20 protein-coding genes are annotated in these 25542 nt (G+C 64.4%); 9 read left to right on the top strand and 11 right to left on the bottom strand.

Annotated features, from left to right (window positions below):
* Positions 1 to 111: 111 nt before the first annotated feature.
* The 6 genes from N008_RS02610 to N008_RS02590 all read left to right on the top strand — a co-directional run bounded on the left by N008_RS02610 (position 112) and on the right by N008_RS02590 (position 6972).
* A complete protein-coding gene (locus N008_RS02610; protein WP_081910573.1) occupies positions 112 to 1968 on the top strand; it encodes a sensor histidine kinase in 1857 nt (618 codons plus the stop codon).
* A 108-nt stretch (positions 1969 to 2076) separates the two neighbouring features.
* Positions 2077 to 2754: a response regulator transcription factor gene (locus N008_RS02605; RefSeq protein ID WP_071884468.1), complete on the top strand. Its 678-nt coding sequence runs from the start codon at positions 2077 to 2079 to the stop codon at positions 2752 to 2754.
* A gap of 497 nt (positions 2755 to 3251) precedes the next feature.
* Entirely contained in the window at positions 3252 to 3374 is a 123-nt protein-coding gene (locus tag N008_RS23985; RefSeq protein ID WP_262489703.1) for a hypothetical protein, read from the top strand.
* 131 nt (positions 3375 to 3505) lie between these two features.
* The gene (locus N008_RS02600; RefSeq protein WP_044013522.1) at positions 3506 to 5557 is read left to right on the top strand and encodes an RICIN domain-containing protein; all 2052 of its coding nucleotides are present in this window, start codon (positions 3506 to 3508) and stop codon (positions 5555 to 5557) included.
* Between the two features lie 96 nt (positions 5558 to 5653).
* Positions 5654 to 6565, top strand: a complete 912-nt coding sequence (locus N008_RS02595; protein WP_044013520.1) for a DUF6929 family protein — start codon at positions 5654 to 5656, stop codon at positions 6563 to 6565.
* A gap of 128 nt (positions 6566 to 6693) precedes the next feature.
* Positions 6694 to 6972, top strand: coding sequence for a hypothetical protein (locus N008_RS02590; protein WP_044013519.1), 279 nt, complete (start codon positions 6694 to 6696; stop codon positions 6970 to 6972).
* A gap of 125 nt (positions 6973 to 7097) precedes the next feature.
* On the opposite strand, the gene N008_RS02585 is transcribed toward N008_RS02590, so the two are convergent.
* The 7 genes from N008_RS02585 to N008_RS02555 all read right to left on the bottom strand — a co-directional run bounded on the left by N008_RS02585 (position 7098) and on the right by N008_RS02555 (position 13948).
* Complete coding sequence (locus tag N008_RS02585; RefSeq protein WP_052381120.1) at positions 7098 to 8168, bottom strand: hypothetical protein; 1071 nt, start codon at positions 8166 to 8168, stop codon at positions 7098 to 7100.
* A 72-nt stretch (positions 8169 to 8240) separates the two neighbouring features.
* The gene (locus N008_RS02580) at positions 8241 to 9881 is read right to left on the bottom strand and encodes an FAD-dependent oxidoreductase (protein ID WP_044013516.1); all 1641 of its coding nucleotides are present in this window, start codon (positions 9879 to 9881) and stop codon (positions 8241 to 8243) included.
* 212 nt (positions 9882 to 10093) lie between these two features.
* The gene (locus N008_RS02575; protein ID WP_081910572.1) at positions 10094 to 11656 is read right to left on the bottom strand and encodes a polyamine aminopropyltransferase; all 1563 of its coding nucleotides are present in this window, start codon (positions 11654 to 11656) and stop codon (positions 10094 to 10096) included.
* Entirely contained in the window at positions 11649 to 11864 is a 216-nt protein-coding gene (locus tag N008_RS02570) for a DUF350 domain-containing protein (RefSeq protein WP_044013515.1), read from the bottom strand. Before N008_RS02570 ends, N008_RS02575 begins: the two co-directional genes overlap by 8 nt.
* A 186-nt stretch (positions 11865 to 12050) precedes the next feature.
* Positions 12051 to 12233, bottom strand: coding sequence for a hypothetical protein (locus tag N008_RS02565; protein ID WP_044013512.1), 183 nt, complete (start codon positions 12231 to 12233; stop codon positions 12051 to 12053).
* Positions 12234 to 12245: 12 nt separating this feature from the next.
* On the bottom strand, positions 12246 to 13598 hold the full coding sequence (locus tag N008_RS02560) for a DUF4178 domain-containing protein (protein WP_044013511.1): 1353 nt from the start codon (positions 13596 to 13598) through the stop codon (positions 12246 to 12248).
* Complete coding sequence (locus N008_RS02555) at positions 13595 to 13948, bottom strand: S-adenosylmethionine decarboxylase family protein (RefSeq protein ID WP_044013509.1); 354 nt, start codon at positions 13946 to 13948, stop codon at positions 13595 to 13597. Before N008_RS02555 ends, N008_RS02560 begins: the two co-directional genes overlap by 4 nt.
* A gap of 226 nt (positions 13949 to 14174) precedes the next feature.
* Between N008_RS02555 and aspA the strand changes: the two genes are divergently transcribed.
* Both aspA and N008_RS02545 read left to right on the top strand, forming a co-directional pair.
* Entirely contained in the window at positions 14175 to 15587 is a 1413-nt protein-coding gene (aspA, locus tag N008_RS02550) for an aspartate ammonia-lyase (protein ID WP_044013507.1), read from the top strand.
* 288 nt (positions 15588 to 15875) lie between these two features.
* On the top strand, positions 15876 to 16985 hold the full coding sequence (locus tag N008_RS02545; protein WP_052381119.1) for an aldose epimerase family protein: 1110 nt from the start codon (positions 15876 to 15878) through the stop codon (positions 16983 to 16985).
* 12 nt (positions 16986 to 16997) lie between these two features.
* On the opposite strand, the gene N008_RS02540 is transcribed toward N008_RS02545, so the two are convergent.
* From N008_RS02540 to galK, 4 genes are all read right to left on the bottom strand, one after another.
* Positions 16998 to 18026, bottom strand: a complete 1029-nt coding sequence (locus N008_RS02540) for a LacI family DNA-binding transcriptional regulator (protein ID WP_044013505.1) — start codon at positions 18024 to 18026, stop codon at positions 16998 to 17000.
* Positions 18027 to 18264: 238 nt separating this feature from the next.
* Positions 18265 to 19977, bottom strand: a complete 1713-nt coding sequence (locus tag N008_RS02535) for a sodium:solute symporter family transporter (RefSeq protein WP_044013504.1) — start codon at positions 19975 to 19977, stop codon at positions 18265 to 18267.
* A gap of 89 nt (positions 19978 to 20066) precedes the next feature.
* The gene (locus N008_RS02530; protein ID WP_044013502.1) at positions 20067 to 21140 is read right to left on the bottom strand and encodes a UDP-glucose--hexose-1-phosphate uridylyltransferase; all 1074 of its coding nucleotides are present in this window, start codon (positions 21138 to 21140) and stop codon (positions 20067 to 20069) included.
* A gap of 174 nt (positions 21141 to 21314) precedes the next feature.
* Complete coding sequence (gene galK, locus N008_RS02525; protein WP_044013500.1) at positions 21315 to 22469, bottom strand: galactokinase; 1155 nt, start codon at positions 22467 to 22469, stop codon at positions 21315 to 21317.
* Between the two features lie 390 nt (positions 22470 to 22859).
* On the opposite strand from galK, the gene N008_RS02520 reads away from it, so the two are divergent.
* Entirely contained in the window at positions 22860 to 25457 is a 2598-nt protein-coding gene (locus N008_RS02520; RefSeq protein ID WP_156108971.1) for a cellulase family glycosylhydrolase, read from the top strand.
* Positions 25458 to 25542: the final 85 nt, after the last annotated feature.

The following is a 25542-nucleotide window of genomic DNA, read 5'->3' as shown; positions in this document are numbered from 1 at the left end:
CGGTATGGGTTCAACTCAGCCGCTGGCATTATCGCCCTGACCAGTAGCGCTGCCATCCGCCCAGCTCGCCGCAGTAGATAGGTCCACTATGGTACGCTCGCCCACTATGCTATGCGCGAATCCTTAGTTGTTATCTGGCTTTTGTGCAGCACCGCCATCAGCTGCCTGGCGGCCCGGCAGCCCAGCGCCCGCGCCGACAGTTTGCAGCGCCTGCTGGCCACCACGCCCCCCGACACCACGCGGGTGCACCTGCTGATGCTACTAGCCTGGGACCGAACCGACGACGACCCGCTGGCCGCCGTGCGCTACGGCCGCCAGAGTCTGCGCCTGGCCCGGCAGCTCGGGTTCAAGACCGGAGAGTGCCGGGCGCTGCTTATGTTGGGCTGGGCCTTTCTGCGGAGCGGCAACTACCCCACGGCCGTGCAGACGCAGCTGCAGGCGCGGCACCTGGCCGAGGCAATTCCCTACGCGGGCGGCATCATCCACGCGGATAATGCACTGGGCTACGCCTTCGCCGAGCAGGGGCGGTATTCGTCGGCGCTGCGCTACTATTTCCGGGCCATTGCTCTGGCTCGGCAGCGCCACGACAACGTGCTGCTCACCCCAATTCTGGGCAACGTGGGGCAGGCGTACCTCGAGCAGGGCCGGCTGGATTCGGCGTGGCACTACACCTGGGAGGGCTACCGCTACGACCTACGCTACCATGACCAGCACAGCGAAATCGGCGACCTGTCGCTGCTGGGCGACATTGCGGCGCGGCGTGGGCAGCAGCTGGAAGCCCGGCGCTACTACCTGCGCTCCATTGCCCGGTCGGCCGGTATGCCAGTGTCGTATGCGCTGTGCCGCTCCTACCTGGGGCTGGCTCGTTTGGCGCAGGTGCAGCGGCCATACCAGATGCTGGCCTATGCCCGGCAGGCGCTGCAAGCCAGTGAGCAGGGGCGCTACGCCAAAGGCGTATTCGAGGCCAGTGGCTACCTGGCGCAGATGATGGCCGCGCGCGGCGACAGTGCCCAGGCCTACCGGTTTCTGGTAATGGCGGCCGATACCCGCGACAGTCTGTTCAGCCACAGCCGCCAGGTGCAGATTCAGGCCCTTGATTTCAGCGAATATCTGCGGCAGCAGGCCCTGGCCGAGCAAAGCAGCCAAGCCTCGGCGGCCCGCCGGCAGTACTGGATTCGGGTGGCGCTGCTGCTGCTGGCAGGCAGCATTGGGGGCGTTTATCTGCTGCTGAACCGGCGTCGGCTGCAGCAGCAGGTAGCATTTGCGCAGGAGCGTCAGCAGCTAGAGCGGCTGCGGGCGGAGGAGGTGCTGGCTGCCGAGGAGCGGGAGCGAAGACGTATTGGTGCCGATCTGCACGATGGACTGGGCCAGCTGCTGAGCGTGGTGAAGCTCAATCTGGGCGCCCTGCGCAACGAACTGGAACCTAGCCTCCGCAAAAGCCAGCAGCAGCAGTTTGGGGCGGCGCTGGATATTGTGGACGAGTCGGTGCGGGAAGTGCGCGGCATCTCGCACAACCTCGCGCCCTACGTGCTCATCAAGCGGGGGCTGGCCGAAGCCGTGCGCAGCTTCCTCGACAAAATTGGCTGTGCCAGCCGCTTTCACATCGACTTTAAAGCATTATACCTGGAGGAGCGGCTCGACCCGGCCGTGGAGGTGGTGGTGTTTCGGATAGTGCAGGAACTGGTGCAAAATATTCTCAAGCACGCCCAGGCTACCACCCTCTCGGTGCAGCTTCTGCGCCAGCCACAACGCCTGACGGTGCTGGTAGAAGACAACGGCGTGGGCTTCTGCCCAACCAAGCTGGCCAACCAGCCGAATATTGGCATCGGCCTGCGCAATATCGAGTCGCGCGTGGCGTACCTGTCTGGCGCAGTATATATCGACTCACGGCCGGGCCGTGGCACCAGCATTACAGTGGAAATCCCGCTTGGCCAGGCAGGCGCTGACAAGCCCGTCCGGACAGGTTGAAAACATAGTCTGATTCCCGTATCTTACTTGGCTACGGTACTTTACCTTCCGCTCATGTGGCATTCCCGATAAATTGGTTATGCCGCCGACTGGCTGCAATCTGCTCCTATGAACGACTCCCGGCTTTCCCCCGCTCGTACGCATGTGCTGCTGGCCGACGACCACCCGCTGGTTATAGAAGGCATCAAGATGCTGCTGCGGCAGGAGTCCGATATCCGGGTAGTGGCCCAGGCCACCACTGGGGCGGAGGCGCTGCGCAGCCTGCACAGCCACCCCGAAGTGAGCGTGGCCATCGTCGACCTGAACATGCCTCACATGAGCGGCGTGGAACTCACCCGCCAGATTCGCAGCCAGCGCCCCGATGTACGGGTGCTGGCCCTGAGTATGTTCTATGATCAGGCCTCCGTGACAGAGGTGCTGGAAGCCGGCGGAGCAGGGTATCTGCTGAAAAATACCAGCAAAGCAGAGCTGAGCGAGGCAATCCGGGCGGTGGCGGCCGGCAATACCTTCTTTAGCCCGGAGGTAGGGGCCATGTTGCTGCAGAACATGCAGTCATCTGCCAAGGGGCGCTCCGCCGCCGCCGGCCACCCGGCAGAGCTCACCAACCGCGAAAAGGAGGTGCTGCAACTGGTGGCCCGGGAGTTTTCCAACTCCCACATTGCCGAACAGCTCTTTATCAGTGAGCGAACCGTGGAAACCCACCGCAGAAACATTCTGGCGAAAACCAACTGCAAATCGATGGTAGGGCTGATTCAGTACGCGTTGCGGCACCGGCTGATCAACTAGCGCCACTGATTTTATCGGTATTGATATGAGTACGCTGCTAGCACTGGTAGGCGGGCTAGCGGCCTGCTGAACCATGATAGTATTGCCCACCAGGGCAGATGGCAGACGGCAATAGGGCTTCTTGGGGTAGATCCGAAATTGAGAGGCGGGTCGGCCGGTGATGCATAATGCGCATGTTATAAGCCATATAGGCCCCTGCGGAGTCCGTGCTGGCACGTAGAGCGGGCTACGTGTTGGCACTGATGGAAATATACGGGAAAGTAGGTATTTATACTTATTTGATAAAAAATTTACCTTAGCATCATTCAATCGAATGATAATATCTTTACATTTGAAACGATGATCAGAAAAAGCGTCTGCTACGTCTGATCGGCTGCTTTTCCTCCGCTCAAACCTCTCTGCACCACGAAAACAAACTCTACACCATGGCTTCAAAAATCCTCTCCTTCATCTGTCACGTTCCCGGCATGATGCCCGGGATTTACCCATCTACTTCTATGCCCGCCACACCAAAGCCCGAGCGCAAAGCCGAACAGAAGCCCCAGAGCAGCGGCCATTTCACCGCCATTTACGAAAACGACCGGTTCGTTCGGTTCAAGTATATCCACAACGCTCAGTAGCCGCTCCGGGCCAGCGCCCGTAGCTTGATTGAGATGCGCCGCACTCCTGCTGAAGGGGGGCGGCGCGCTGCTTTTCGGCGGCCGGAGGGTTTTGCCTTAACTTGCGGGCCCTACCTTCCGTTTTGTTGCCCATGCTTCAGTTGCCGTTCCGATTTTCCCTGGTTGCCTTCCTGATTTCCCTGCTCTGCACCGGCCCGCTCCGGGCGCAGTACGCCGAAACTGCTCCCGAGGAAAACGCCTGGTACGGCATCGTGGCCCGCAGCAGCGGCCGCTCGCTCGACGTCAGCAAAGGTTCGCAGGACCCCGGCGCCGCGGTGGTGCAGTGGGAATTCACCCATCCCAACAGCCAGCAATGGCGCTTTGTGCGGGTGGCGGCCGGCAGCGACTACTACCGCATTGAGGCGCGCCACAGCGGCAAGTGCCTGACCGTAGACAAACCCGACGAAAACGCGCCGCTGGTGCAGCGGCCGTGGTCGGGCAGCTTCTACCAGCAGTGGAAGCTGGTGCCCGGCGGCCCCATTGGCAGCGTGCAGCTGGTGGTGCGCGGCAACGAGAAGTGCGCCGCCATTGCCAATTCCGACAAGTTCAACGGCACACCAGTGGTGGTGCAGCGCCCCCAGAACCGCGCTACGCAGCAATGGCGGCTGTTCAAGCTGCGCCTCAACGTGGATGCCTCGCAGCCCGGCTACGGCACGCCCGAGCCGGTGGCGGCCCTGAACACGCCCGGCAACGAACTGCACCCGGTGCTGGCCCCGGATGGCAGCACGCTCTACTTCACCCGCACCCGCTTCGCCGGCAACACCGAGGGCAACACCGAATCGGGCGACGCTTGGGTGAGCACTTCCGCCGACCAGGGCCGCACCTGGGGCCCGGCCACCCGCCTCGACGCCCTCAACACGCCCCAGCACAACGGCGTGATGGCCGTGGTGGGGCCGCAGGGCAGCCGGCTGCTGGTGCGCGGCACGTATGAGCGCGACAACAGCTTCCGCGACGAAAGCGCCTCAACAGTGGCGCGCAGCCTGGGCAAGGGCAGCCGGCCGGCCCCGCTGGAAATAGCTAACTATTACACCACCGGCCCGGCCACGTCGTTTTTTATGACGCCCGATGAGAAGGTGCTGCTGCTCTCGCTGGAGCGCAGCGACTCGCAGGGCGCCAACGACCTGTACGTCAGCCAGCCCGCCGCCGACGGCATCTGGAGTGAGCCGCGCAGCCTGGGCAGCAGCATCAACTCGCCGGGCTTCGAATTTGCGCCCTGGCTGGCACCCGATGGCAAAACACTCTACTTCAGCTCCTACGGCCACGCCGGCTTCGGTAGCTCCGATATTTTCGTGAGTACCCGCCTCGATGACTCCTGGACGCGCTGGAGCGAGCCGCGCAACCTCGGCACGCCGCTCAACGGGCCGGGCTTTGATGCTTACTTCTCGCTCACAGCTGATGGCCAGCAGGCCTACTATGCTTCGGCCCGCACGCCCAACGGCCCCGCCGACCTCTACCGCACCGCCGCCGGCGTGCCGCCCACAGCTGCCCCTGTCGACTCTGCGGCGCCGGCAGTGGCCGTGACGCCGCCCGCCGCCGCGCCGCGCACCCTGCTGACCGGCCGCGTGCTCAACGCCAAAACCCGCGAGCTGCTGGCTGCCGAAGTGAAAGTCATCCGGCTCGACAACGACATTGCCTTCAATGCCACCGGCCGCAGCGCGGCGGGCAGCGGCGCGTTTCAGCTGACCTTGCCGGCGGGCCGCTACCGGGTGGCGGCCACCAGCCCCGGCTTCCTCACGGCCACCGACACGGTGCGCATGACCGGCTCGCGCACCATCGATTTGCTGCTGGTGCCGGCCGCCGTGGGCTCCAGCCTGGAGCTGCCCACCCTGATTTTTGCTCAGGGCAAATACACCATGCTGCCGGCTTCCTACGCCGAGCTCAACCGCCTGGCCCGCACCCTGGCCGACAACCCAACCGTGAATATCCGCCTGGAAGGCCACACCGACAACCAGGGCAACGCCGACCTCAACCAGAAGCTCTCCGAAGACCGGGTGGCTGAGGTGCGCCGCTACCTCATCACGCGCGGCGTGCCCGAGCGCCGCCTCAGTGTAGTAGGCTACGGCGGCAGCAAGCCCCGCGCCAGCAACGACAAAGAAGAAACCCGCCGCCTCAACCGCCGCGTAGAATTCACGATTGTGAAGTAAGCTGGATGAGTGGAGTGGTGGGTTGGTGGATTATCAGCTGACCGCCATTCTGCCAATCCACCACTCCACCAACCCACCACCCCACCACTCCACCAGATGCGCGCTACCATTCTTCGCCAGCTTGAACTGCCTAATCTGCCGTCCGCGTCGGGGGTGGAAATAGTGGGCGGCACGGTGTACGTTATCGGCGACGACTCGCCTTTGCTGTATCAGTTCGAGGCGGCGGAGCTGCAGCCCGGCCAGCACATCACGCTGTTCGATACGGCGCATTTCAGCACCGGCCGCATTGCCAAAACCCTCAAGCCCGACCTGGAGTGCCTGACGGCCCTGACCGACCCGCGTACCCATGAAACGGGGCTGCTGGCCTTTGGCTCGGGCGCTACTTCGGCGCGGGAAGGCGGTTTCTGGGTACCGCTGGCGGCCGGGCAGGCGGCCAGCACGGTGTATCCGGTGAGTATGGCCGGCCTGTATGCGCGCCTGCGGGAGCTGCTGCCGGCGGGCGTCACGCTCAACCTGGAGGCGGCGGCGGCCAGCGCCACGGAGCTGCTGCTGTTTCAGCGCACGGTGGGGGCGGCGGCCGGCAACCTGCTGTTCCGGCTGCCGCTGGCGGCGGTGCTCGACTACCTGCACCACCGCACCGCCCAGGTGCCGCCCGTGCAGGCCACCCACGTAGCGCTGCCCACTATTGAGGGCCGACCGGCCGGCTTTTCGGGCGGCACGTTCTTCGAGGAGCTGCTGTTCGTGACGGCCTCGGTGGAAGACACCCAGGATGCCGTGCTAGATGGCGCCGTGCTGGGCAGCTTCGTGGGGGTGCTGGATGCGCGGCAGCCGGGCACCAAACCTGCCACGTTTGTGCAGCTGGCGCTGCCCGACGGCCAGCCTTACCGGGGCAAGGTGGAAAGCGTGGCCGTACGCCGCCGCTCCGGTCCCGGCCGCTACGAGCTGCTGCTTGTCACCGACGACGACCAGGGCGGCTCCACAGCCGTCATCGTGGACTTTCAGGCCTGAAAAAGCGGGACTTTCGGGGTGGAGAGAGAAGACGGTAATTTATCTGACGGATAGTGCTTTTTCGGGAATTTGCAGGGGGTGAACGGTGTTGAAATTCAGTGCTGTTTTTCGCCTGAAATTTCTCTCCGATGATTGTCTTCAACACCCGTTTTTTGTACCCCGTGAGTGCCGTGCAGCTGCAGGAGCAGCAGGGGATTCTGCCCCGGGAGTTTCTGCAGAGCATTGAGCTGCTGCGGCCCTTTCTGGAAAAGGAAAAAGCCTACGGCGACGTGTGCGCCACCACCGTCACCTCGCCCCGCGGCCGCAACCTGGTGGTATACTACCGCAAATCATACTCTTCCGACAGCGGCTTCGTGGTCGAGATTCTGGACGCGGAAGTAGTGCAGCCGCTGGCGCAGGTGGCGTAAACACCTGCCTTTTTACAACTGTCATCCTGAGTGAAGCGAAGGACCTTATCACGCTTGGCTAACTGCCTTAAACAGTCGTTCAAGCGTGATGAGGTCCTTCGTTTCACTTAGGATGACAATGTCTGTTACGCGCCGCGCTTCCAGATGAAGCCATCCAGCACGTAGTGCGTGGCCTGGGGCAGGGCCAGCAGCGGCACCACTAGCGTGAGGCCCCAGGCGCCGGATACGGCCGGCAGCTGCTGAAACCAGCCGAATACACCGGCGTGCTCGCGCCACACCAGCCCGTCCCAGAGGCCTTCTTCCAGCAGCGCCAGCCCGGCCAGCACGCCCAGAAACAGGGACACGCCGTAGCGCCCGTGCCACCAGGGCCGCGCCGCCGGCGCCGCCGTGGGGGCTGGCTCACTGGCCGCCCACACCAGCGCCAGGTACGGAATGCCGTGCGCCACCACGTTGAGCAGTGTGAAAGCCAAGTCGCCGTTGAAGAGCACGATGCCGACATACCACGACGCGGCCGTGCCGAGCAGCAGCAGGTTGCGGGGCCAGTTGACGACACCCGAGCGGCGCCACAGCCACCGCTCTTTGACGGCGTAGGCAGTCAGCAGGGCCAGGTAGAGGCCGGTCAGCAGCTGGCGGCCGGCCGGCCAGTCGGTTTGCACGAAGTCACCGGGCACGAACCAGTTGAAGTGGCGCTCCGGCGCCAAGTGCCACCACAGCAGTGGGTAGAGCGTGGCGGCGTAAATCAGCACCGTGTCGAAGTGGCGGGCGAGGGGCGGGGCGGGCTCGTGGCGGGCGTAGAGGCGCAGGAAGCCGTACTGCTGGCGCACGAAGTGAAACACGGCCACGTAGGCCAGCACCCGCCAGAACCACAGCGCGCTGCCCAGCCCGTACAGGGCCACGCCGGCCGCGTAGCAACCCAGCGGCACCGCCCACAGCAGCGTGCGGAACCGCTGCCGCCGCGCCCGGTCGAAGTAGGTGCGAAACAGGGTGCTGTACACGTGCGCCACGTCTACCAGCACCACCAGCGCCACCCAAGCCCATACCGGCATCTGGGCGGTGGTGCGGGCCGTGGCGGGCAGGGCTGCCACGGCCGCCAGCGCCAGAAACGGCGGCCCCAGAATCCAGAGCCCATCAAACGCCGCGGAGCGAATCCAGGGCTGGCGGCGGGGCGCAACGGCAGGCGGTGACAGTACGGGCATGGCGGTAGAAAACCAGAAGGTGACCGAAAATACGGCTTTTCAAACAGGCTGATTCCGGGGAACCGGCGGGCCTTAACCGGCCGCCAGCACCTCCCCGGCGGCGCGCAGGCCCTGGTAGAAGCCCTCCTCGAAGATGGACATGCCGCTCAGGTCAGTGTGGGCGAAAAACAGCTTCTGCTGCCAGGGCTGCGCGGCCGCCGGCCGGGCCGGGCCCCACACGAAGCCGGGCGTGGGCGCCACCATGCCGTGGCCCCACACCCACACGTCGGCGCGCTGCACCAGGGGCGTGAGGCCGGGGTGGGCGGTTTCCAGCTCGGTGAGGGCGCGGCGCACCCACTCGTCGTAGCTGGTCTGGTAGGCCTGGCGGCGGGTGGCAATGGGGTCGGCGGCGGGTAGCGGCAGGTACCAGGTGAGCACCAGCGGCTCGGCTCCGGGCTGGCGCAGCTCCTGGTGGCGGGCACTCACGTAGCCTACTGAATCGGTGCCGTAGAGCACGTTGTCCCAGCTCAGCGGCTGGCCCGGGCCCTGCGGCAGCTCCGTCACGGTCAGGTTCACGACCACCCACGGGGCGCGGTGGCAGGGCAGGACGCGGTGCGCGGCGGCGGGCAGCGTGGTTAGCAGCCGCTCGGTGACAAACAGCGGCGTGGCCATGATGACGCGGCGCGCCTGCACGCGGGTGCTGCGGTGCTGCACCACGTCGTAGCAATCCACGGCCAGGCCCTCGGCGGTGTCGTGCAGGGCGTAGGCGACGGTGTTGGGCAGGATGGGGGAGGTGGCCTGGCGGCGCAGCTGCTCGGCCAGGAAGCCGTTGCCTTCGGGCCAGGTCAGCACGTCTGCGGCGGTGGCGTTGTGGGCGCGGCCCTTGCGCGCCGCAAAGTAGTGCAAGCCTGCCCACGCCGATACCTGGGACGTGGTGGCGCCGTAGTCGTCCTGGCAGCTGTAGTTGAGGTACCAGCGCAGGTGCGGGCTGCTGAAGCCCTGCGCGTCCAGATAAGCGTCAAACGACTGCTCGTCGAGGCGCTGAAACTGCGGGTCGCGGGAGCATTCCTGCACCGGAATCCGGAAGGCGTCGCGCCCATCCTGCCCCACGGCCTGGCGCAGCTCATCAATCAGCTGGAAGAAGCGGGCAATCTGCGCTTTCTCTTCGGCGGGCACGCCCAGCTCCGGTACCAGCCCGTTTTGCCACTGCCCGCGCAGATACAGGCGCTCTTCGGGGTCGTGGCAGAGGTGGTACTCGTTGTAGACGGGCAGGCCCGAGGCTGCGTGCGTGCCGGTAATGACGCCGGCTTCCTGCAGAAACCCCAGCAGCGCGTGGTTGCGCGGGTCGGGCACGGGCAGGTAGTGGGCGCCCCAGGGGTAGGCGGCGCTGGCGTTGCGGCCGGCGCGGGAGTTGCCGCCGGGCGCCTCGTCCAGCTCCACCAGCAGCACCTGCTCGGGGCGCAAACCCTGGCGCTGCAGCTCGCGCCGGGCCGCCAGGCCGGCAATGCCGCCGCCCACAATCAGCACCTCCACGGTCTGGGTGCGGGTGGGCGCGGGCAGGCGGGCGGGGTCGCGCAGCAGGTGGCCGGTGGCGTGGTTGGCGCCGTGCAAACTGCCCCGGATGTGGCTGCGCCCGGTGCCCGGCGCGCAGGAATGCAGCCCCGCCAGCGGCGCCAGCAGCAGCCCCGCCCCACTCAGCGCGGCCCGTTGCAGAAAGTGTCGGCGGGAAGACATTTTTTAGTGCTTGGTGCTTAGTTGTTAGTGCTTAGGGAATAGGGCTTGGGAACGGTGTAGAGACGCAATAGTTGGACTCTCGTCATTGCTGAGGTTGGCCGTTTTGTGTCGTCGTTGATGAAGTAGGCCGTTGTATGCCGCCGTTCAACGACGAGACACAAACTATTGCGTCTCTCTTCGTGCCTAAGCACCAACAACCAAGCACTAACAACTCAATGCGTGTACGGGCCCCAGTCTTCCTCGAAATAGCGAACCAGGGCCTGGTTGTTGAGCTGATTGATGTCGGTGGGGACTTCGGCCATATCGGGCGGGAAGTCCAGCATCTGGCGGATGGTTACGGGCGTAACGTAGCGCAGGCCGCGCGGCAAGGGGCCGGCGTCGGGGCGCCAGTGCGCGTTTTCGCCGGCCAGCACGTAGCCCCATTCGCCAAACGAGGGCACGTAGCAATGGTAGGGCGTGGTGTGGAAGCCGGCGGCCTGCAACGTGTGCGCAATGCACCAGAACGACTGCCGCGCCACGTAGGGCGAGGTGCTTTGCACCACCAGCTTGCCGCCCGGCGCCAGCAGCCGGTGCAACTCCTGGTAGAACGCCGCCGAATACAGCTTGCCGATGGAGTAGTTGGCCGGGTCCGGGAAGTCGATAATCAGGCAGTCGTAGCGGGTGGTATCCTGGCGCACCCACTGGTAGGCGTCGCCGTTGATGACCTCTACCCGGGGGCTGAAAAAGGCGCGCTTGTTCAGGGCCGTCAGCAGCTGATTCTGCTTGAATAGCTGCGTCATACCAGCGTCCAGGTCCACGAGGCGGATCTGCAGCTGCGGATACTTGAGCAGCTCGCGCACTGCTAGGCCGTCGCCGCCGCCCAGCACCAGCACGCGGCGCGCCTTGGGCAGCGCCTGCATGGCGGGGTGCACCAGGGCCTCGTGGTAGCGGTACTCATCCTGGGAGCTGAACTGCAGGTTGCCGTTCAAAAACAGGCGCAGCTCGCGCTGGTTTTTGGTGAGTACGATGCGCTGATACTGGGTGCTCTTGGCGTAAATCACTTGGTCCTGGAAGGCCAGAGTTTCGGTGTAGCGCTGGATGCGGCCGGCGTAGGCGAACGTGACGCCCAGCGCCAGCAGCGCCACGCCCATCAGGGCGGCAAAGCCGCGGCGGTAGGGGCGGGTTTCGGGGAAGCGGTACAGCGCCACGGCCGCCACCACCACGTTCAGGGTGCCAAACAGCAGCGAAGTCCGCATCAGCCCCAGCTGCGGCACCAGCACCAGCGGAAAAATCAACGACGCCAGCAGCGCCCCGATGTAGTCGACGGTGAACACGCGCGACACCAGGTCCTTGAACTCGTAGCGGTTTTCCAGAATCCGCATCAGCAGCGGAATTTCCAGCCCCACCAGAATGCCCGTGAGGCCCACCAGCGCGTACAGAATCAGCCGGAACGAGGCCACGTACTCGAACAGCACGAACAGCAGCGGCGCCGAAAAGCCGCCGACCAGCCCCACCAGAATCTCCAGCCGGATAAACCACTTCAGCAGCGGCCCGCCCAGGTACCGCGACAGCCACGAGCCCACGCCCATCGAAAACAGGTAGGCCCCGATAATGGTGGAAAACTGCGTGACCGAGTCGCCGAGCAGGTAGGAGGCCAGCGTGCCCGCAATCAGCTCGTAAATCAGCCCGCAGGTGGCAATAACGAACACCGAGCCCAGCAGCAGCACCGACTGCGCCTCCTGCCGCGCCGTGCCGCGCCGCACCGGTCCGGGCGCTTCAGCAGTGGCGTTACCCATGAATGGCCGAGCTGATAATCAGGGCCACGGCAATCATAAACGCCGCGCCCAGAATGGCCAGCGCCGTGTTGTGCTCCTCCACAATCTCCTTCCAGAGCATGCGGGGCGAGAGTTTTTCGATGACAACGAACGACAGCACCAGAATCAGAATGCCCAGCACCGAGTAGATGACGGAGGCAATGATGAGCTTGAAGTTGAGGTATTCCATGAATCCAGGTGATGAGGTGATGGGGAATGAAGTGAATGGCTAGAACGTCATGCTGAGCTTGCCGAAGCATCTCTACCGCTTCGTTGCAATGCTGTTCGTTGCAATGCTGGTTGATTAGTCAGAGGTAGAGATGCTTCGACTTCGCCTCCGGCTGCGCTCAGCATGACGGGTTGTGAAGCCCAAACGCTACTTATGATAAAACCGGGCGTGGCCGCCGCGGGAGCTGGTGGTGCGGCTGCCTTCGGGGTTTTCGTTGTCGTCGCCGAGCAGGCGCACGCCGTTGAGGCCGGCCCACAGAAACACGCCGTAAATCAGCAGCGCCACCACCGCGTAGTAGCGGATGGCCGACAGGGAGCGGAGAAATTCCATAGGAAATGGGCGTTAGGAGTTGTCGGTGGGGCCGTAGTCGCTGTTCTGCCAGCGCGTGGCGTCGTGGGAGTGGCGCCGCCAGTACTGCACGGCCGGGTATAGCGCCAGCAGCAGCAGCGCCAGTATCCCGTTGGATTGTAGCGGCGTGTGCTGGCTGGCCGTGAGGCGCAGAGGCAAATCCATGCCGTTTTCCGTGACGGGGTAGAGCGTGAGGTGGTAGCGGCCCGACGGGATGCCCGCCAGCGTAGCTTCTTGGTCGGTGTCGCCTTCGCGCCAGGTTTCGCCTTGCTCAACGCCGGTGTAGAACTCCAGGTTTTTGGTGAATTCGTAGCTCTGGCCGGTGCGCTCGTTCACCAGCGTCACGGGCACTTCCAGCCACTGGTTGTAGAGCGTTGTGGAGGCCAGCTCGAACTGCAGCGCCGCCGGCCCGGTCACCTCAAACGGCTTCGACACCAGCACCGTGTTGCTGCCCGCGGCCATGGCCTCGGAGGCCGCTGGGCTCACCTCGCCGCCCGGCGACGCCCGTCCCGTGGAAAACTCCTCGCGCAGCAGCTGCTTTTCGGGCTTGATGAACAGCAGGGCCAGCTGCGTAAGTACCACCAGCAGCATCATCAGCAAGCTAAAGGTGCGCAGCGTCGGCCAGGTAGTCTGGCCCGGCGCAGGCTGCACGGCACCCACGCCGCTGCGGTACGGCAGCGAGTCGCGCGGCACCCCGAAGGCCGTGGCTACTTCGTCGGGTTCCAGATGTTCGCCCTTGTACCATTTCGCTGACTGGTGGCCGTTCTTCTCGCGCACCAGCATGCGGGGTGGCGCAATGTATTCGGTGATGGTGAGCCGTTCGTCTTCGCGAAAGTCCCAGTCGAACTCACCGGCCGCGTACAATACCCTCGGCTGATAGCTGTTGTAGATGTGGTAGTCGTCCTCTACCTCATCAATGTACGCGCCGCGGCCAGTAGCGTGGCCGATGACCCGGTAGTCGCGGCCGGCGGGCTCCAGCAGCAGCCAGTGGCCTTCGTATACCGCCAGCTGGCAGTAAGCGCCCGTCTGCTCGTGGCGCAGCATATACTCCTGCCACTGGTAGGCGGCGTGTTTTTCGCGGCGCAGCTGGAAGCCCAGCACCCGGTAGGGCTGGCCCCGCAAGGTGCCCGCGGTGCCTATCGGCAGCACAATGGGTAGCGTGGACTCGCCCTCGAACTTGCCCAGAATCTGAGGCTTTTTGGTGAGGTCGTGCGTTTCAAAGTACGTGTGACACTTCGGGCAGACGAAGAAGGCACTGTTGAGCTGGTCGAAGTAGGGCACGCTGTGCTGGCAGCGCGGGCACGGCAACTGGGCCGGTACGGCAGGGGCGGTAGTGGTTTCGCTCATCGGCGCACTTCCGTTTTGGTGAGTTCGGTGCCCTCGAAAAACGCCAGGGTGGTGGCGTAGAGCTGCCGGGCGCGGTCGGCGTTGTCGCGCTGGTAGTTGCTCAGAAACACGTCGAAGGTGGCGCGGCCGTGCTCGGGCCAGGTGTGGATGCTCAGGTGCGACTCGGTGAGGGCCAGCACGGCCGTAAACGAGCTGTTCGGGAACCGGTGGTAGGCGGCGCCCACCTCCTGCAAGCCCAGCGCCGCCACCTGCTCCTCGAAAAAGCGGCGGCAGGCATCCATATCGGTGAGAGGGCCGGCGGCGGCCGCAAAGGTGGCCAGCACGTGCAGGCCCGGGGAATAGTCAGACATAGAGCATAATGCGGCCAGGATGGCCGGGCGCCCCGCGTGGCGGCGGCCGGCTACAGGCAATATTACGCAGCTGGCCCTGAACCGCCCAAGGCCCGCGCCGTATTTGTGGAGCCTGCCGTTCCGGTCAGACAGCTTATCAGTCGGTGAGACTTCCAGTTGTTCGCCCGGCAGCGGAAGCTTCGCACTCCTGCTACCTTTCGGCTCCCAAACTCCTTGCTACTTTCTTATGCAGAACCTTCCCACCCGGCTTGAACACGATTTCCTTGGCGAGCGTCCGATTCCGGAAAATGCCTATTACGGTATCCAGACGCTGCGGGCGCTGGAAAATTTCAACATCACCGGCATTCCGCTCAGGTCGGAACCGCTGTTTGTGCAGGCACTGGCTTACGTGAAAAAGGCCGCTGCCCTCACCAACCGCGAGCTGGGCGTACTGGATCCTGCCATCGCCGATGCCATTGCCCAAGCCTGCGACCGGGTGGCCTCGGGCGAGTTCGACGGCGAGTTCCTGACTGACATGATTCAGGGTGGGGCCGGCACTTCCGTGAACATGAACGCCAACGAGGTGATTGCCAACGTGGCACTGGAAATCATGGGCCGCGAGAAAGGCCAGTACGAATTCTGCCACCCCAATAACCACGTCAACTGCTCCCAAAGCACCAACGATGCCTACCCCACGGCTTTTCGCATTGCGCTCAGCAACAAGCTGGTGGGCTACAGCGCCGTGCTCGGCGAGCTGGCCGAAGCTTTTGCCGCCAAAGGCACCGAGTTCCGCGACATCCTGAAAATGGGCCGCACCCAGCTCCAGGACGCCGTGCCGATGAGCATGGGCGACGAGTTCCGGGCCTTTGCCACCAACCTGCGCGAGGAGCTGCTGCGCATCGAGGACTCGCGCCGCCTGATTTCGGAAATCAACATGGGCGCCACCGCCATCGGCACCCGCGTGAATGCGCCGGAAGGCTACGCCGAGCTGGTTACCGAGCACCTGCGCACCATCACCGGCCTCGACCTGAGCCTCGCAGGCGACCTGATTGAGGCCACCTACGACACCGGCGCCTACGTGCAGCTCTCGGGCGTGCTGAAGCGCACGGCCGTGAAACTGAGCAAAATCTGCAACGATCTACGCCTGCTGTCCTCGGGCCCGCGCTGCGGCATCAACGAAATCAACCTGCCGGCGCTGCAGCCCGGCTCCAGCATCATGCCCGGCAAAGTGAACCCCGTAGTGCCCGAGGTGGTAAACCAGACGGCGTTTTACGTCATCGGCGCCGACCTCACCGTGACCATGGCCGCCGAGGCTGGGCAGCTACAGCTCAACGTCATGGAGCCGGTCATCAGCTTCGCGCTGTTCACCAGCATCAGCTACATGACCAACGCCTGCCGCACCCTACGCGAAAAGTGCGTGGTGGGCATCACGGCCAACAAGGAGCACGCCGAAAGCCTCGTGCGCAACAGCATCGGCATCGTTACGCAGCTCAACCCCGTGCTGGGCTACGAGGCTTCGGCCGAAATTGCCAAAGAGGCCCTCAAAACCGGCAAATCCGTCTACGATATTGCCGTTACGGAGCGCCAGCTGCTCACCCAGGAGAAGTGGGACGAAATCTTCACCTTCGAAAACCTAATCCGGCCGGGCTTTATCCGCTAGCCTAGGTTGCGGAGGTCTGCCGGTCCGGCGGCTTTTCCAGCCGTCGGGCCGGTCGCGGGGTATCTTAAAAGTCGATTGAAGCTCTTCGACCGTCATGCTGAGCTTGTCGGAGCATCTCTACCGCTTCGTTGCAGCGTCATGCACCAACGTCAGCACGCAAGATTCCTTGCGCTGCTCGGAATGACGCTGCAACGAAGCGGTAGAGATGCTTCGACAAGCTCAGCATGACGTTCTGGAGTTTCCAGACACCGTAATGGTTTTTCTCTCTCTCTCGCTCATTCGTTTCTGATGGCTGCTTCCATTTCCTCCACAAAGCCTGCTGCCCCCGCCAGCCAGCCAGAACCGGTTCGCGTGACCGACTTTGGCCGCACGGCAGAAGGCGCCACGGCCCAGCTCTACACGCTCCGCAACGCGCACGGCCTGCAGGTGAGCATCACGAACTACGGCGGCACCATCACGCAGCTGCTCGTACCCGACAGGACCGGGCAGCTGAGCGACGTGGTGCTCGGGTTCGACAGTCTGGCCGGCTACCAGAGCCCGGCGTACCGCAAGGCCGGCCCGTATTTCGGCGCGCTGATTGGGCGCTACGCTAACCGCATTGCTGGCGGCCTGTTTCAGCTCAACGGCCAGCAGTATACGCTGGCGACCAACAACAACGGCAACGCCCTGCACGGCGGCCTCCGCGGCTTCGACAAGGTGCTGTGGCAGGCCGAGCCCAGCAGCAGCCCCGCCGGCCCAACGCTGCGCCTGACCTACCTGAGCCCCGACGGCGAGGAAGGCTACCCCGGCAACCTGCGCTTGACGGTGACCTACACGCTCACCCACGACAACGCCCTGCAGCTCGACTACACCGCCACCACCGACCAGGCCACGCCCGTCAATCTCACCAACCACACCTACTTCAACCTGGCCCTTGGGCGTAATGCGGACGTGCTGAACCACGAAGTACAGTTAGCGGCTGACCGCTACACGGTGGTAGGCGAAGACCAGATTCCGACCGGCGAGCAGCGCCCGGTGGCCGGTACGCCCTTCGACTTCACCGCGCCCCAGGCCATCGGCAGCCGGATTGCGCAGGTGCCCGGCGGCTACGACCACAATTGGGTGTTGCGCCAGCCCGCCGGCCCGCACCCGGCGGCTTCCGTGTACGAGCCCACTACCGGCCGCACGCTGGAGGTAACCACCAGCCAGCCCGGCGTGCAGTTCTACACCGCCAATTTCCTGGACGGCTCCCTAACCGGCAAAGCCGGCATCACCTACGGCCAGCACGCCGGCCTGTGCCTGGAAACCCAGCATTTCCCCGATTCGCCCAACCAGCCCACGTTCCCGAACACCATCCTGGAGCCGGGCCAGACGTTTTCCGCCACCACTGTCTACCGCTTTGGCGTGCGCTCTAAATAAAGCAGGCACCCGCTACGGCCGCACCGACGACTCGCGGGGCATCAGCTGGGGCGGCAGCACCACGCGGCGGGGCTGATGCTCGGCGGTGCCTACTTCCAGAATCTCCAGAAACAGCCGCACTGTTTCCTGGCCCATCTGCTCGCAGCGCTGGTCCACGGAGGTCAGGCGGGGCTCGGTGAAGGAGGTGAAGATTTCGTTGCTGAAGCCGGCCAGCAGCATATCCTGCGGCACTTGCAGGCCATGCGCTTTGAGCGTCTGCAGCGCCCCGACCAGAGAAAAGTCGCTGGCTGAGAACAGGCCGTCGGGGCGCTGGGCGGGCGGCAAAGCCAGTAGCTGGGTCATGCCGGCGGTGCCGTCGGCCAGCTTCATGTCGGAGGTGATGACGAGGGCGTCGTCTTCGGGCAGGCCGTAGGTGTTCAGGGCTGCCAGGTAGCCCAGGCGGCGGTTGCGGTAGATGTTGAGGTGCTGGGGGCCGGCAAAGTGCGCAATGCGGCGGCAGCCCTGCTCGATGAGGTGCGTGGTGGCCTGGTAGGCGCCCTGGTAGTCGTCGAGCACTACGGCGTTGACGTTGGGCGTTTCCAGCATCCGGTCGAAAAACACCAGCGGAATGCCGCGCCTACGGACTTTTTCGAAGTGGCGCGTGTCGTGGGTGGTGCGCGACAACGACACCAGTATGCCTTCCACCTGCGCGTTGATCAGCGTGTCGATGTTGCTCTTTTCCTGCTCCACTTCCTCGTTCGACTGGCAGATCATCACCCGGAAGCCGGCCTTGCTGGCCACCGTCTCGATGCCGTGCACCACCGACGCGAAGAAGGTGCCCTCGATGTGCGGCACCAGCACGCCCAGCAGCTTGCTGCGGCCGGTGCGCAAGCTGGCCGCCAGGTGGTTGGGGTGGTAGTTGAGCTGCTCCGCCATCTCCTGCACCCGCTGCCGGGTGGCCGCGCTGATGGTGGTGTGGTTGTTGAGCGCCCGCGAAACAGTGGAGGGCGACAAGTTCAGCGCCTTGGCCAGATCGGCAATAGAAGCGCGGTGGTTCTGCACGGCAAGCGAGGGAAAGGGAAGAGAATTAAAGATTAAAAATGAAGAAATAAAAATAAACCGGCGGCTGGGCGTGTAGCGCGAATCTGTAGCGCGAAGCCTTTGCTTCGCGTTTCGTGGCGAAAGTAGCTTCCGGTTTCCGGCTGCGAAGAACTTGCAGCACGAAGCCTTTGCCTCGCGTTTTGTTGCCCAATGCTGCGTTGCCCAACGAAACGCGAAGCAAAGGCTTCGCGCTACTCGGCTACCAGAACTTCACGTACAGGGCCGAAATCAGCAGCAGAATTACAGTGATGAGGGCCAGCTGCCGCGGAGCCACCCGGAACATGCCTTTCTCCAGGTGCAGGGCCTTGGGGTTCACGGCCGGGCCGGCCAGGCTGATGAGCGCCATCAGGGCCACGGTCAGGAAAAACGACCAGCCCATGCTCACCAGAAACGGCACTTCCAGCACGCCTTTGGCATTGCGGAAAGCGGTGTAGAAGATGGTTTCGGCGCCCAGCAGGCGCGGGGCCAGGTCGTTGAAGAACAGTGAGAAGCCGAAGCCGCCCAGCATGCCCGCCACGGCCGCCGTGGCGGTGGTGCGCTTCCAGAACATACCCAGCAGAAACACGGCCACGATGCCGGGCGAAATGTAGCCGGTGTACTTCTGCACGAACGTGAAGCCGCCGTTGCCGCCCACGCCCAGCAAATCTTCCCAGGTGAAGCTGATGGCCAGCAGCATGGCCAGCAGCACCGTCAGGCGGCCCACCCACACCAGCTTCGCCTCCGTGGCCTGTGGGTTGAGGTAGCGGCGGTAGATATCAAGGGTGAAGATGGTGGAAATGGAGTTGGCTTTGCCGGCCAGCGAGGCCACAATGGCCGCCGTGAGGGCCGCCAGCGAAAGTCCCTTCAACCCGTTCGGCAGGAAGGTGAGGATGGCCGAGTAGGCGTTGTCGGGATTCACGCCGGCTCCGCCGGCGCTCATTTCGGCCTGCAGGCTGCCGTTCTGGTGCAGCACGTAGGCCGCAATGCCGGGCAGCACCACCACCAGCGGCATGATCAGCTTCAGCAAGGCCGCGAACAGGATGCCGGTACGGGCCGTGTTGAGGTTGGCGCCCAACGCCCGCTGCGTGATGTACTGGTTGCAGCCCCAGTAGTTGAGGTTGGCCACCCACTGGCCGCCGGCGTACATCACTAAGCCTGGCAGCGCCAGGTACTTGCTCACGTATTCCTGCGACGAGTTGGGCGTGGGCTTGGCGAAAATCATGTGGAAATGGTCGTCGGCCGAGTGCAGCAGGGTCTGGAAGCCGGCAATGGCGCTGTGGCCCAGCCCGAACTTCTCGCTCACCAGCGTGAGGGCTAGGTAGCTGGTGGCCAGCCCGCCGAGCAGCAGCACTGCCACCTGAATCACGTCGGTGTAGCCCACCACCTTCATGCCGCCTAGCGTGATGATGAGCGCAAACACGGCCAGCCCCACCAGAATCAGGTGGAAGCTGCCGCCGTCGGCGCTGCCCACCAGGTTGTTGATGGCCAGGGCCCCGAGGTAGAGAATCACGGTCAGGTTCACGGCCACGTACAGAAACAGCCAGAAGATGCTCATAATCAAACTGAGCGTGGCATTGTAGCGCTGCTCCAGAAACTGCGGCATCGTATAAATCTTCTGCCGCAGGTAAATCGGCATGAAAAACACGGCCACGAACAGCAGCACAATGGCCGCCACCCACTCGTAGGCCGCCACCGCCAGCCCCTGCGTGAAGCCCGCCCCGGAAGTGCCGATGAACTGCTCGGCCGAAATGTTGGAGGCAATCATGCTGGCCCCGATGGCCCACCACGTCAGCGAGCCTTCGGCCAGGAAGTAGTCCTTGGAATCCAGCTCCTTGCTTTGCTTGCGCTTGTAGATGTAATACCCGTAGCCCGACACCCCCAGCAGGTAGAACAGGAACACCAGAAGGTCGAAAGTTGTCAGGCCGTTGCGCATCAGAGAGGAAGGGTGGGAAACAGGGGAGGGGAGAAGGGAAGCAGAGCAGCGTAGCGCAGTTTGCGCTACGCTGCGGGACGGTACTGGTGCTAAGTAACAGAATTAGCGGCAGCTGCCTTGTAGTGCACTTCCGGCTGGGCCCGCAGCTGCTCGGCGGCCCATTCCGGCGTGATGTCGCGCTGGGCGTTGGCCAGCAGCTCGTAGCCCACCATAAACTTGCGTACCGTGGCCGAGCGCAGCAGCGGTGGGAAGAAGTGCATGTGCAGGTGCCACTCCGGGTACGCCGGGCCGTCGGTGGGCCGCTGGTGCAGCCCCGCCGAGTACGGAAACGAGGTCTGAAACAGGTTGTCGTAGCGGATGGTGAGGCGCTGGAGGGCGTCGGCAAAAGCGTCTTTCTCGGCTTCGGTGAGCTGGGTGAGGTCCTGCACCGCGCGGCGCGGCAGCAGCAGCGTCTCGAAGGGCCAGCTGGCCCAGAACGGCACCAGCGCCACCCAGTGCGCGTTTTCCAGCACCACGCGGCTTTGCTCGGCTAGCTCCAGAGCCAGGTAGTCGGTGAGCAGCGTGCGGCCGTGCTCTTGGAAGTAGGTCAGCTGCTGGCGGCTTTCCTTGGCCGGCTCGCCGGGCACGGTGCGTTGCGCCCAGATCTGGCCGTGCGGGTGCGGGTTCGAGCAGCCCATTACGGCGCCTTTGTTCTCGAAAATCTGCACGTAGCCGATGTCGGGGCGGGCGGCCAGCTCTTGGAACTGCTCGGTCCAGACGTCCACCACGCGGCGCAGGTCGGCTACCGGCATTTCGGGCAGCGTCAGGTCGTGGCGGGGCGAAAAGCAGATGACGCGGCCCAGCCCGCTCTCGGCCTCGGCCCGCAGCAATCCGCCCAGGTTAACGTTGCCGGCTGGCGCGTCCTCGCGTAGGGCCGCAAAGTCGTTGTCGAACACGAAGGTGCCGATGTAGTCGGGGTTCTGGTCGCCGTTCACGCGGCCGTTGCCGGGGCAGAGGTAGCAGGTCGGGTCGTGGGCGGGGCGGTGGGCCGTGTCGGGCGCTTCCTGCTGGCCCTGCCAGGGCCGCAGCGCCCGGTGCGGCGACACCAGCAGCCACTCCCCGTTCAGCGGATTATAGCGCCGGTGCGGCTGCTGGGCCAGGTCGAAAGTAGCGGGTGAGGACATGGTAACGGGGTAGAGCGGGTGTCGGAGATGTTTGAGAAACTTTTAGAACGTCATGCTGAGCTTGCCGAAGCATCTCGCGTGCTGACGCCGGATTACTATCACAACATCAGCACGCGAGATGCTTCGGCAAGCTCAGCATGACGTTCTGCTTAAGATGATGTTCTTCTGTCCTCATTACAGCACAGAAACCCCGCCGACGATGGTGGTCTGGTAGGTTTCGAGCGGGCGGCCCAGCTGCTGCTGATACGCGGCGCTGGTGGCGGCAATGAAGCCCGGCACGGCCGCGGCCGGTACCAGGTTGATGGTGCAGCCCCCGAAGCCGCCGCCCATCATGCGGGCACCCAGCACGGCGGGCTGGCTCTGGGCCAGTTCCACCAGCAAGTCCAACTCAGGGCAGCTCACCTGGTAATCGTCGCGCAGGCCGGCGTGCGAGGCGTACATCTGCTGTCCGAAAGCGGCCATGTTGCCGGCCGCCAGGTGCTGGCAGGCTGTTTCCACGCGCTGGTTTTCCTCCACCACGTAGCGGCAGCGGCGGTACACCACCTCGCCCAGCTCGGCCCGGTGCTGGGTTAGCTGCGCCAGCGTGGCATCGCGCAGGCTGTGCACCAGCGGGTAGTGGCGGCGAAGTACGGCCACGCCCTGTTCGCACTCCTGGCGGCGCGTGTTGTACTCGGAGCAGGCCAGACTGTGCTTCACGCCGGAGTTGCAGAGCACCAGATGGTAAGCCGCCGAATCGAAGGGGAAATACTGGTGCTCCAGCGAGCGGCAATCCAGGCGCACCACCTGGCCCGCCTGCCCGAATAAGCTGGCGAACTGGTCCATGACACCGCACTGCACGCCGGCAAACTCGTGCTCGGCTTTCTGGGCCAGGCGAGCCAGCTCCAGGCGGCTAAGTCCCAGGTGCAGCAGCTCGTTGAGGGCGAAAGCCAGGCCACATTCCACAGCGGCGGAAGAGGAGAGGCCCGCACCCATCGGCACATTGCCCCCGAACACGCAGTCGAATCCGGGCACCACCACGCCACGCCGCTGCAGCTGGGCCACCACGCCCAGCAGGTAGTTGGCCCAGAGCGTAGCGCCGGGCTGCAGCGGCGCCGCGCCTAGTAGCAGCTCATAGGCTTCGGCTTTGTCCAGGGAAAACAGCCGGGCCGAGTCCAGCCCGTTGAGGGCCACCGCAAACACGATTTCCTTGTCGATAGCCGCTGGCAGCACGAAGCCTTCGTTATAGTCGGTGTGCTCGCCGATGAGGTTCACCCGCCCCGGGGCCCTGACCAGCAACGGGTTAGTGCCGTAACGGTGCTGAAAAGATGCAAGAACGCGCTGTGCCAACATAGCAGGGGCCGGTAAAGAAGCTGGGATTCGGTAGATGGACGCAAATCTATGCAATCGATTGCAAAAGCAAAATCGTTCTGACGTAACGCATGGAATTTACTGCCTCATTAACCCTGGTAAGTCTGTCTGTGCAACCACGCAGGCCTACATGGCTGCCTTTATTGCCTGGGAAAGAGAATAGCCAGAAAGTACAGTCAGCATCAAGCCAGTATGCTTTGGCCGGGCCGAAGAGCAAAGGCTGTGTATGTATGCGTTTGAAAAAGAGCTGACTGTGAGAAGCAGTGAAGGGTCGTGTTGGGATTATGGCTGGCGTTTCTATCTTTATGCAATCGTTTGCAAAATCGGTTTCATGCTGCTTCTGCTTACCTTTCTCACCAATTACGCTTCTGCATGTCCCGTGCTCTTTGTCGTATTCTTGGCCTGACCGCGCTGGTGGCCAGCGCGTGGCCTGCTGCCGCGCAAACCCCCGCCGCCGCCCCGCTGCCTGCCGGCGACGTGGTGGTGGACGGTCGCGGCGTGATGCGCTGGCAGCAGAATAAGCAGGAAGTGGCCTTGTTCGGGGTGAACTACACGGCTCCGTTTGCCCACGCCTACCGGGCCCACCAGGCGGTGGGGGCCAACCTCGAAAAGGCCATCGAGCAGGACGTGTACCACCTCTCGCGCCTGGGCGTGGATGCATTTCGGGTGCACGTCTGGGACGTAGAAATCACCGATACGCTGGGCAATCTGCAGGCCAACGAGCACCTGCGCCTCTTCGATTACCTGGTGGCCCAACTCAAGCAGCGCGGCATCAAGCTGGTGCTCACGCCCATTGCCTACTGGAACAACGGCTACCCGGAGCGCGACTCGGGCACGGGCTTCTCCAGTATCTATTCCAAGTTGCAGGCCTACCGCAACCCGCGCGCCATCCGGGCCCAGGGAAACTACCTGACCCAGTTCCTCAACCACCGCAACCCCTACACCCAGCAGCTCTACCGCGACGACCCCGACATCATCGCCTACGAAGTCTGCAACGAGCCCAAATACCAGGCGCCGGCCGCCGAGGTGACAGCCTTTGCCAACCGCATGGTGGCCGCCATGCGCGCCACCGGCTACCGCAAACCCATCTTCTACAACATCGCCGAAAACCCGGAGCTGAGCGAAGCCATCTTGGATGCCAACGTGGAGGGCCTCACGTTCCAATGGTACCCGGCCGGGCTGGTGAGCGGCCACACGCTGCGCGGCAACCTGCTGCCCCACGTCGACCAGTACCCGATTCCGTTTCGCGCCGACGCGCGGTTTCAGCGCCGCGCCAAGCTGGTGTACGAGTTTGAGTCGGCCGATATTATTCAGCCGGTGATGTACCCGTTTATGGCCCGCAGCTTCCGCGAAGCCGGTTTTCAGTGGGCCACCCAGTTTGCCTACGACCCGCTGGCAATTGCCCACGCCAACACCGAGTATCAGACGCACTACCTCAACCTGGCCTACACGCCCGGCAAGGCCATCAGCCTGCTCATTGCGGGCAAGGTATTCCGCCAGACGCGGCGGGAACAGCCGTTTCCGCGCTACCCCGCCGATTCCACGTTCGGCGCGTTTCGGGTAAGCTACCGCGAGGGGCTGAGCGAGATGAACACCGACGAGGAGTTTTACTACACGACCTCCACCCAAACCCGGGCCCGGCGCCCGGCGCGGCTGCGCCACCTGGCCGGCGTGGGCAGCTCGCCGCTGGTGCAGTATGGCGGCACCGGCGCGTACTTCCTCGACCGGCTGGCCCCCGGCGTGTGGCGCCTAGAGGTGCTGCCCGATGCTGTAGCCATCCGCGACCCGTTCGAGACGGCCTCGCTGCAAAAAAACGTCACTCAGATCCTGTGGAACGACCAGCCGCTGCGCCTCACGCTGCCGGAGTTGGGCGAGTCCTTCAGCCTGCGCGGCCTCAACGCGGGCAACACCGCGCAGCTCCAGGCCACGGCGGGCCGCCTGACTGTGCGGCCGGGCGTGTACTTGGTAGCGGCGGCCGGCAAAAACACCGCCGCCTGGACGCCCGACTCGCGGCTGGGCACGCTGCGGCTGGGCGAGTTTGCGGCACCCGCGCCCACGGCCCTGGGGCCGCAGGCGCGGCACACGCCCGTGCCGCAGGCCACCGCTGGCCAGCCCCTCACCATCCGGGCCACGCTCACCGGCCTGGCTCCCGCCGACAGCGTGTTTCTGGTGGCCCAGCACTACTACGGGCGCACCGTGCGGCTCCCCATGCAGCGGCCCGCCTACGCCACCGTGGAAGCCACTGTGCCGGCCAAGTTGACATATGCCGGCCAGCTGCGCTACTGGATTGAACTGCGGCAGAACGGCCGCACGCGCACCTTCCCGGGCGACTTCAGCGGCGCCCCGCGCGACTGGGACTACTCCGCGCGGGAGCGGTGGGAGGTGACGCTGGTAGGGCCCAAAGCTCCGCTCGACCTGTTCCGGGCCGCCACCGACCAGGACCGGGTGGAAGCCCGCGCCCTGGCCCGCAACGCCTGGACCGACTACGTCACCACCGAGGCCACCGGTGCCCTGGCGCTGCGTTTCGTGCAGAATAACCAGCCAGCCGTGCCGGCCGCCGTTGCGGCTGGCCCGGCCGCCAGCCTGCGCGTGTATTTTGCCGACAAGCTGCTGGGCCGACCGACTGACGTGGCAGGCTTCCGGGAGGTGGTGGTGCGCGCCCGCGCCAGCCAGCCGGTGGGCGCTCAGCTGGTGCTGGCCACCCAGCATGCCGCCGCGTTTGTGGCCCCGCTGGCTCTCAGCACCGAAATGCAGGAAATCCGGGTGCCGCTCAGCGCCTTCCGGGCCGGGCCGCTGCTGCTGAGTCCGCGGCCGTACCCGGGCTTTCTGCCGCTGCAGTTCCAGTCGGCCGCCGCTGCTACGCCCTTGAAACTGGCCGATACGGAAGTGCTGCAGCTGCTGCTCGATGCCGTGCCGGCCGGCGGTAGCGCCCCGGCGCACGTGGACATCGAGTCGGTGCAGCTGCGGTAGCGGCGGCGAAGTCTGTGCCGGATTGTTCCGGTATACTTCAGGATGATTCGTTGTTGCACGCAGGCGCGGCGCTGCCCGGAATGGC

It is taken from the genome of Hymenobacter sp. APR13 (genome assembly GCF_000737515.1).
Taxonomy (GTDB): Bacteria; Bacteroidota; Bacteroidia; order Cytophagales; family Hymenobacteraceae; genus Hymenobacter.
This window is presented reverse-complemented; position numbering and strand designations above follow the sequence as displayed.

Excerpts from the sequence above, each read along its gene's own strand:
- N008_RS02610 (WP_081910573.1), top strand. The coding sequence starts at position 112 with ATGCGCGAATCCTTAGTTGTTATCTGGCTTTTGTGCAGCACCGCCATC.
- N008_RS02605 (WP_071884468.1), top strand. The coding sequence starts at position 2,077 with ATGAACGACTCCCGGCTTTCCCCCGCTCGTACGCATGTGCTGCTGGCC.
- N008_RS23985 (WP_262489703.1), top strand. The coding sequence starts at position 3,252 with ATGCCCGCCACACCAAAGCCCGAGCGCAAAGCCGAACAGAAGCCCCAG.
- N008_RS02600 (WP_044013522.1), top strand. The coding sequence starts at position 3,506 with ATGCTTCAGTTGCCGTTCCGATTTTCCCTGGTTGCCTTCCTGATTTCC.
- N008_RS02595 (WP_044013520.1), top strand. The coding sequence starts at position 5,654 with ATGCGCGCTACCATTCTTCGCCAGCTTGAACTGCCTAATCTGCCGTCC.
- N008_RS02590 (WP_044013519.1), top strand. The coding sequence starts at position 6,694 with ATGATTGTCTTCAACACCCGTTTTTTGTACCCCGTGAGTGCCGTGCAG.
- N008_RS02585 (WP_052381120.1), bottom strand. The coding sequence starts at position 8,168 with ATGCCCGTACTGTCACCGCCTGCCGTTGCGCCCCGCCGCCAGCCCTGG.
- N008_RS02580 (WP_044013516.1), bottom strand. The coding sequence starts at position 9,881 with ATGTCTTCCCGCCGACACTTTCTGCAACGGGCCGCGCTGAGTGGGGCG.
- N008_RS02575 (WP_081910572.1), bottom strand. The coding sequence starts at position 11,656 with ATGGGTAACGCCACTGCTGAAGCGCCCGGACCGGTGCGGCGCGGCACG.
- N008_RS02570 (WP_044013515.1), bottom strand. The coding sequence starts at position 11,864 with ATGGAATACCTCAACTTCAAGCTCATCATTGCCTCCGTCATCTACTCG.
- N008_RS02565 (WP_044013512.1), bottom strand. The coding sequence starts at position 12,233 with ATGGAATTTCTCCGCTCCCTGTCGGCCATCCGCTACTACGCGGTGGTG.
- N008_RS02560 (WP_044013511.1), bottom strand. The coding sequence starts at position 13,598 with ATGAGCGAAACCACTACCGCCCCTGCCGTACCGGCCCAGTTGCCGTGC.
- N008_RS02555 (WP_044013509.1), bottom strand. The coding sequence starts at position 13,948 with ATGTCTGACTATTCCCCGGGCCTGCACGTGCTGGCCACCTTTGCGGCC.
- aspA (WP_044013507.1), top strand. The coding sequence starts at position 14,175 with ATGCAGAACCTTCCCACCCGGCTTGAACACGATTTCCTTGGCGAGCGT.
- N008_RS02545 (WP_052381119.1), top strand. The coding sequence starts at position 15,876 with ATGGCTGCTTCCATTTCCTCCACAAAGCCTGCTGCCCCCGCCAGCCAG.
- N008_RS02535 (WP_044013504.1), bottom strand. The coding sequence starts at position 19,977 with ATGCGCAACGGCCTGACAACTTTCGACCTTCTGGTGTTCCTGTTCTAC.
- N008_RS02530 (WP_044013502.1), bottom strand. The coding sequence starts at position 21,140 with ATGTCCTCACCCGCTACTTTCGACCTGGCCCAGCAGCCGCACCGGCGC.
- galK (WP_044013500.1), bottom strand. The coding sequence starts at position 22,469 with ATGTTGGCACAGCGCGTTCTTGCATCTTTTCAGCACCGTTACGGCACT.
- N008_RS02520 (WP_156108971.1), top strand. The coding sequence starts at position 22,860 with ATGTCCCGTGCTCTTTGTCGTATTCTTGGCCTGACCGCGCTGGTGGCC.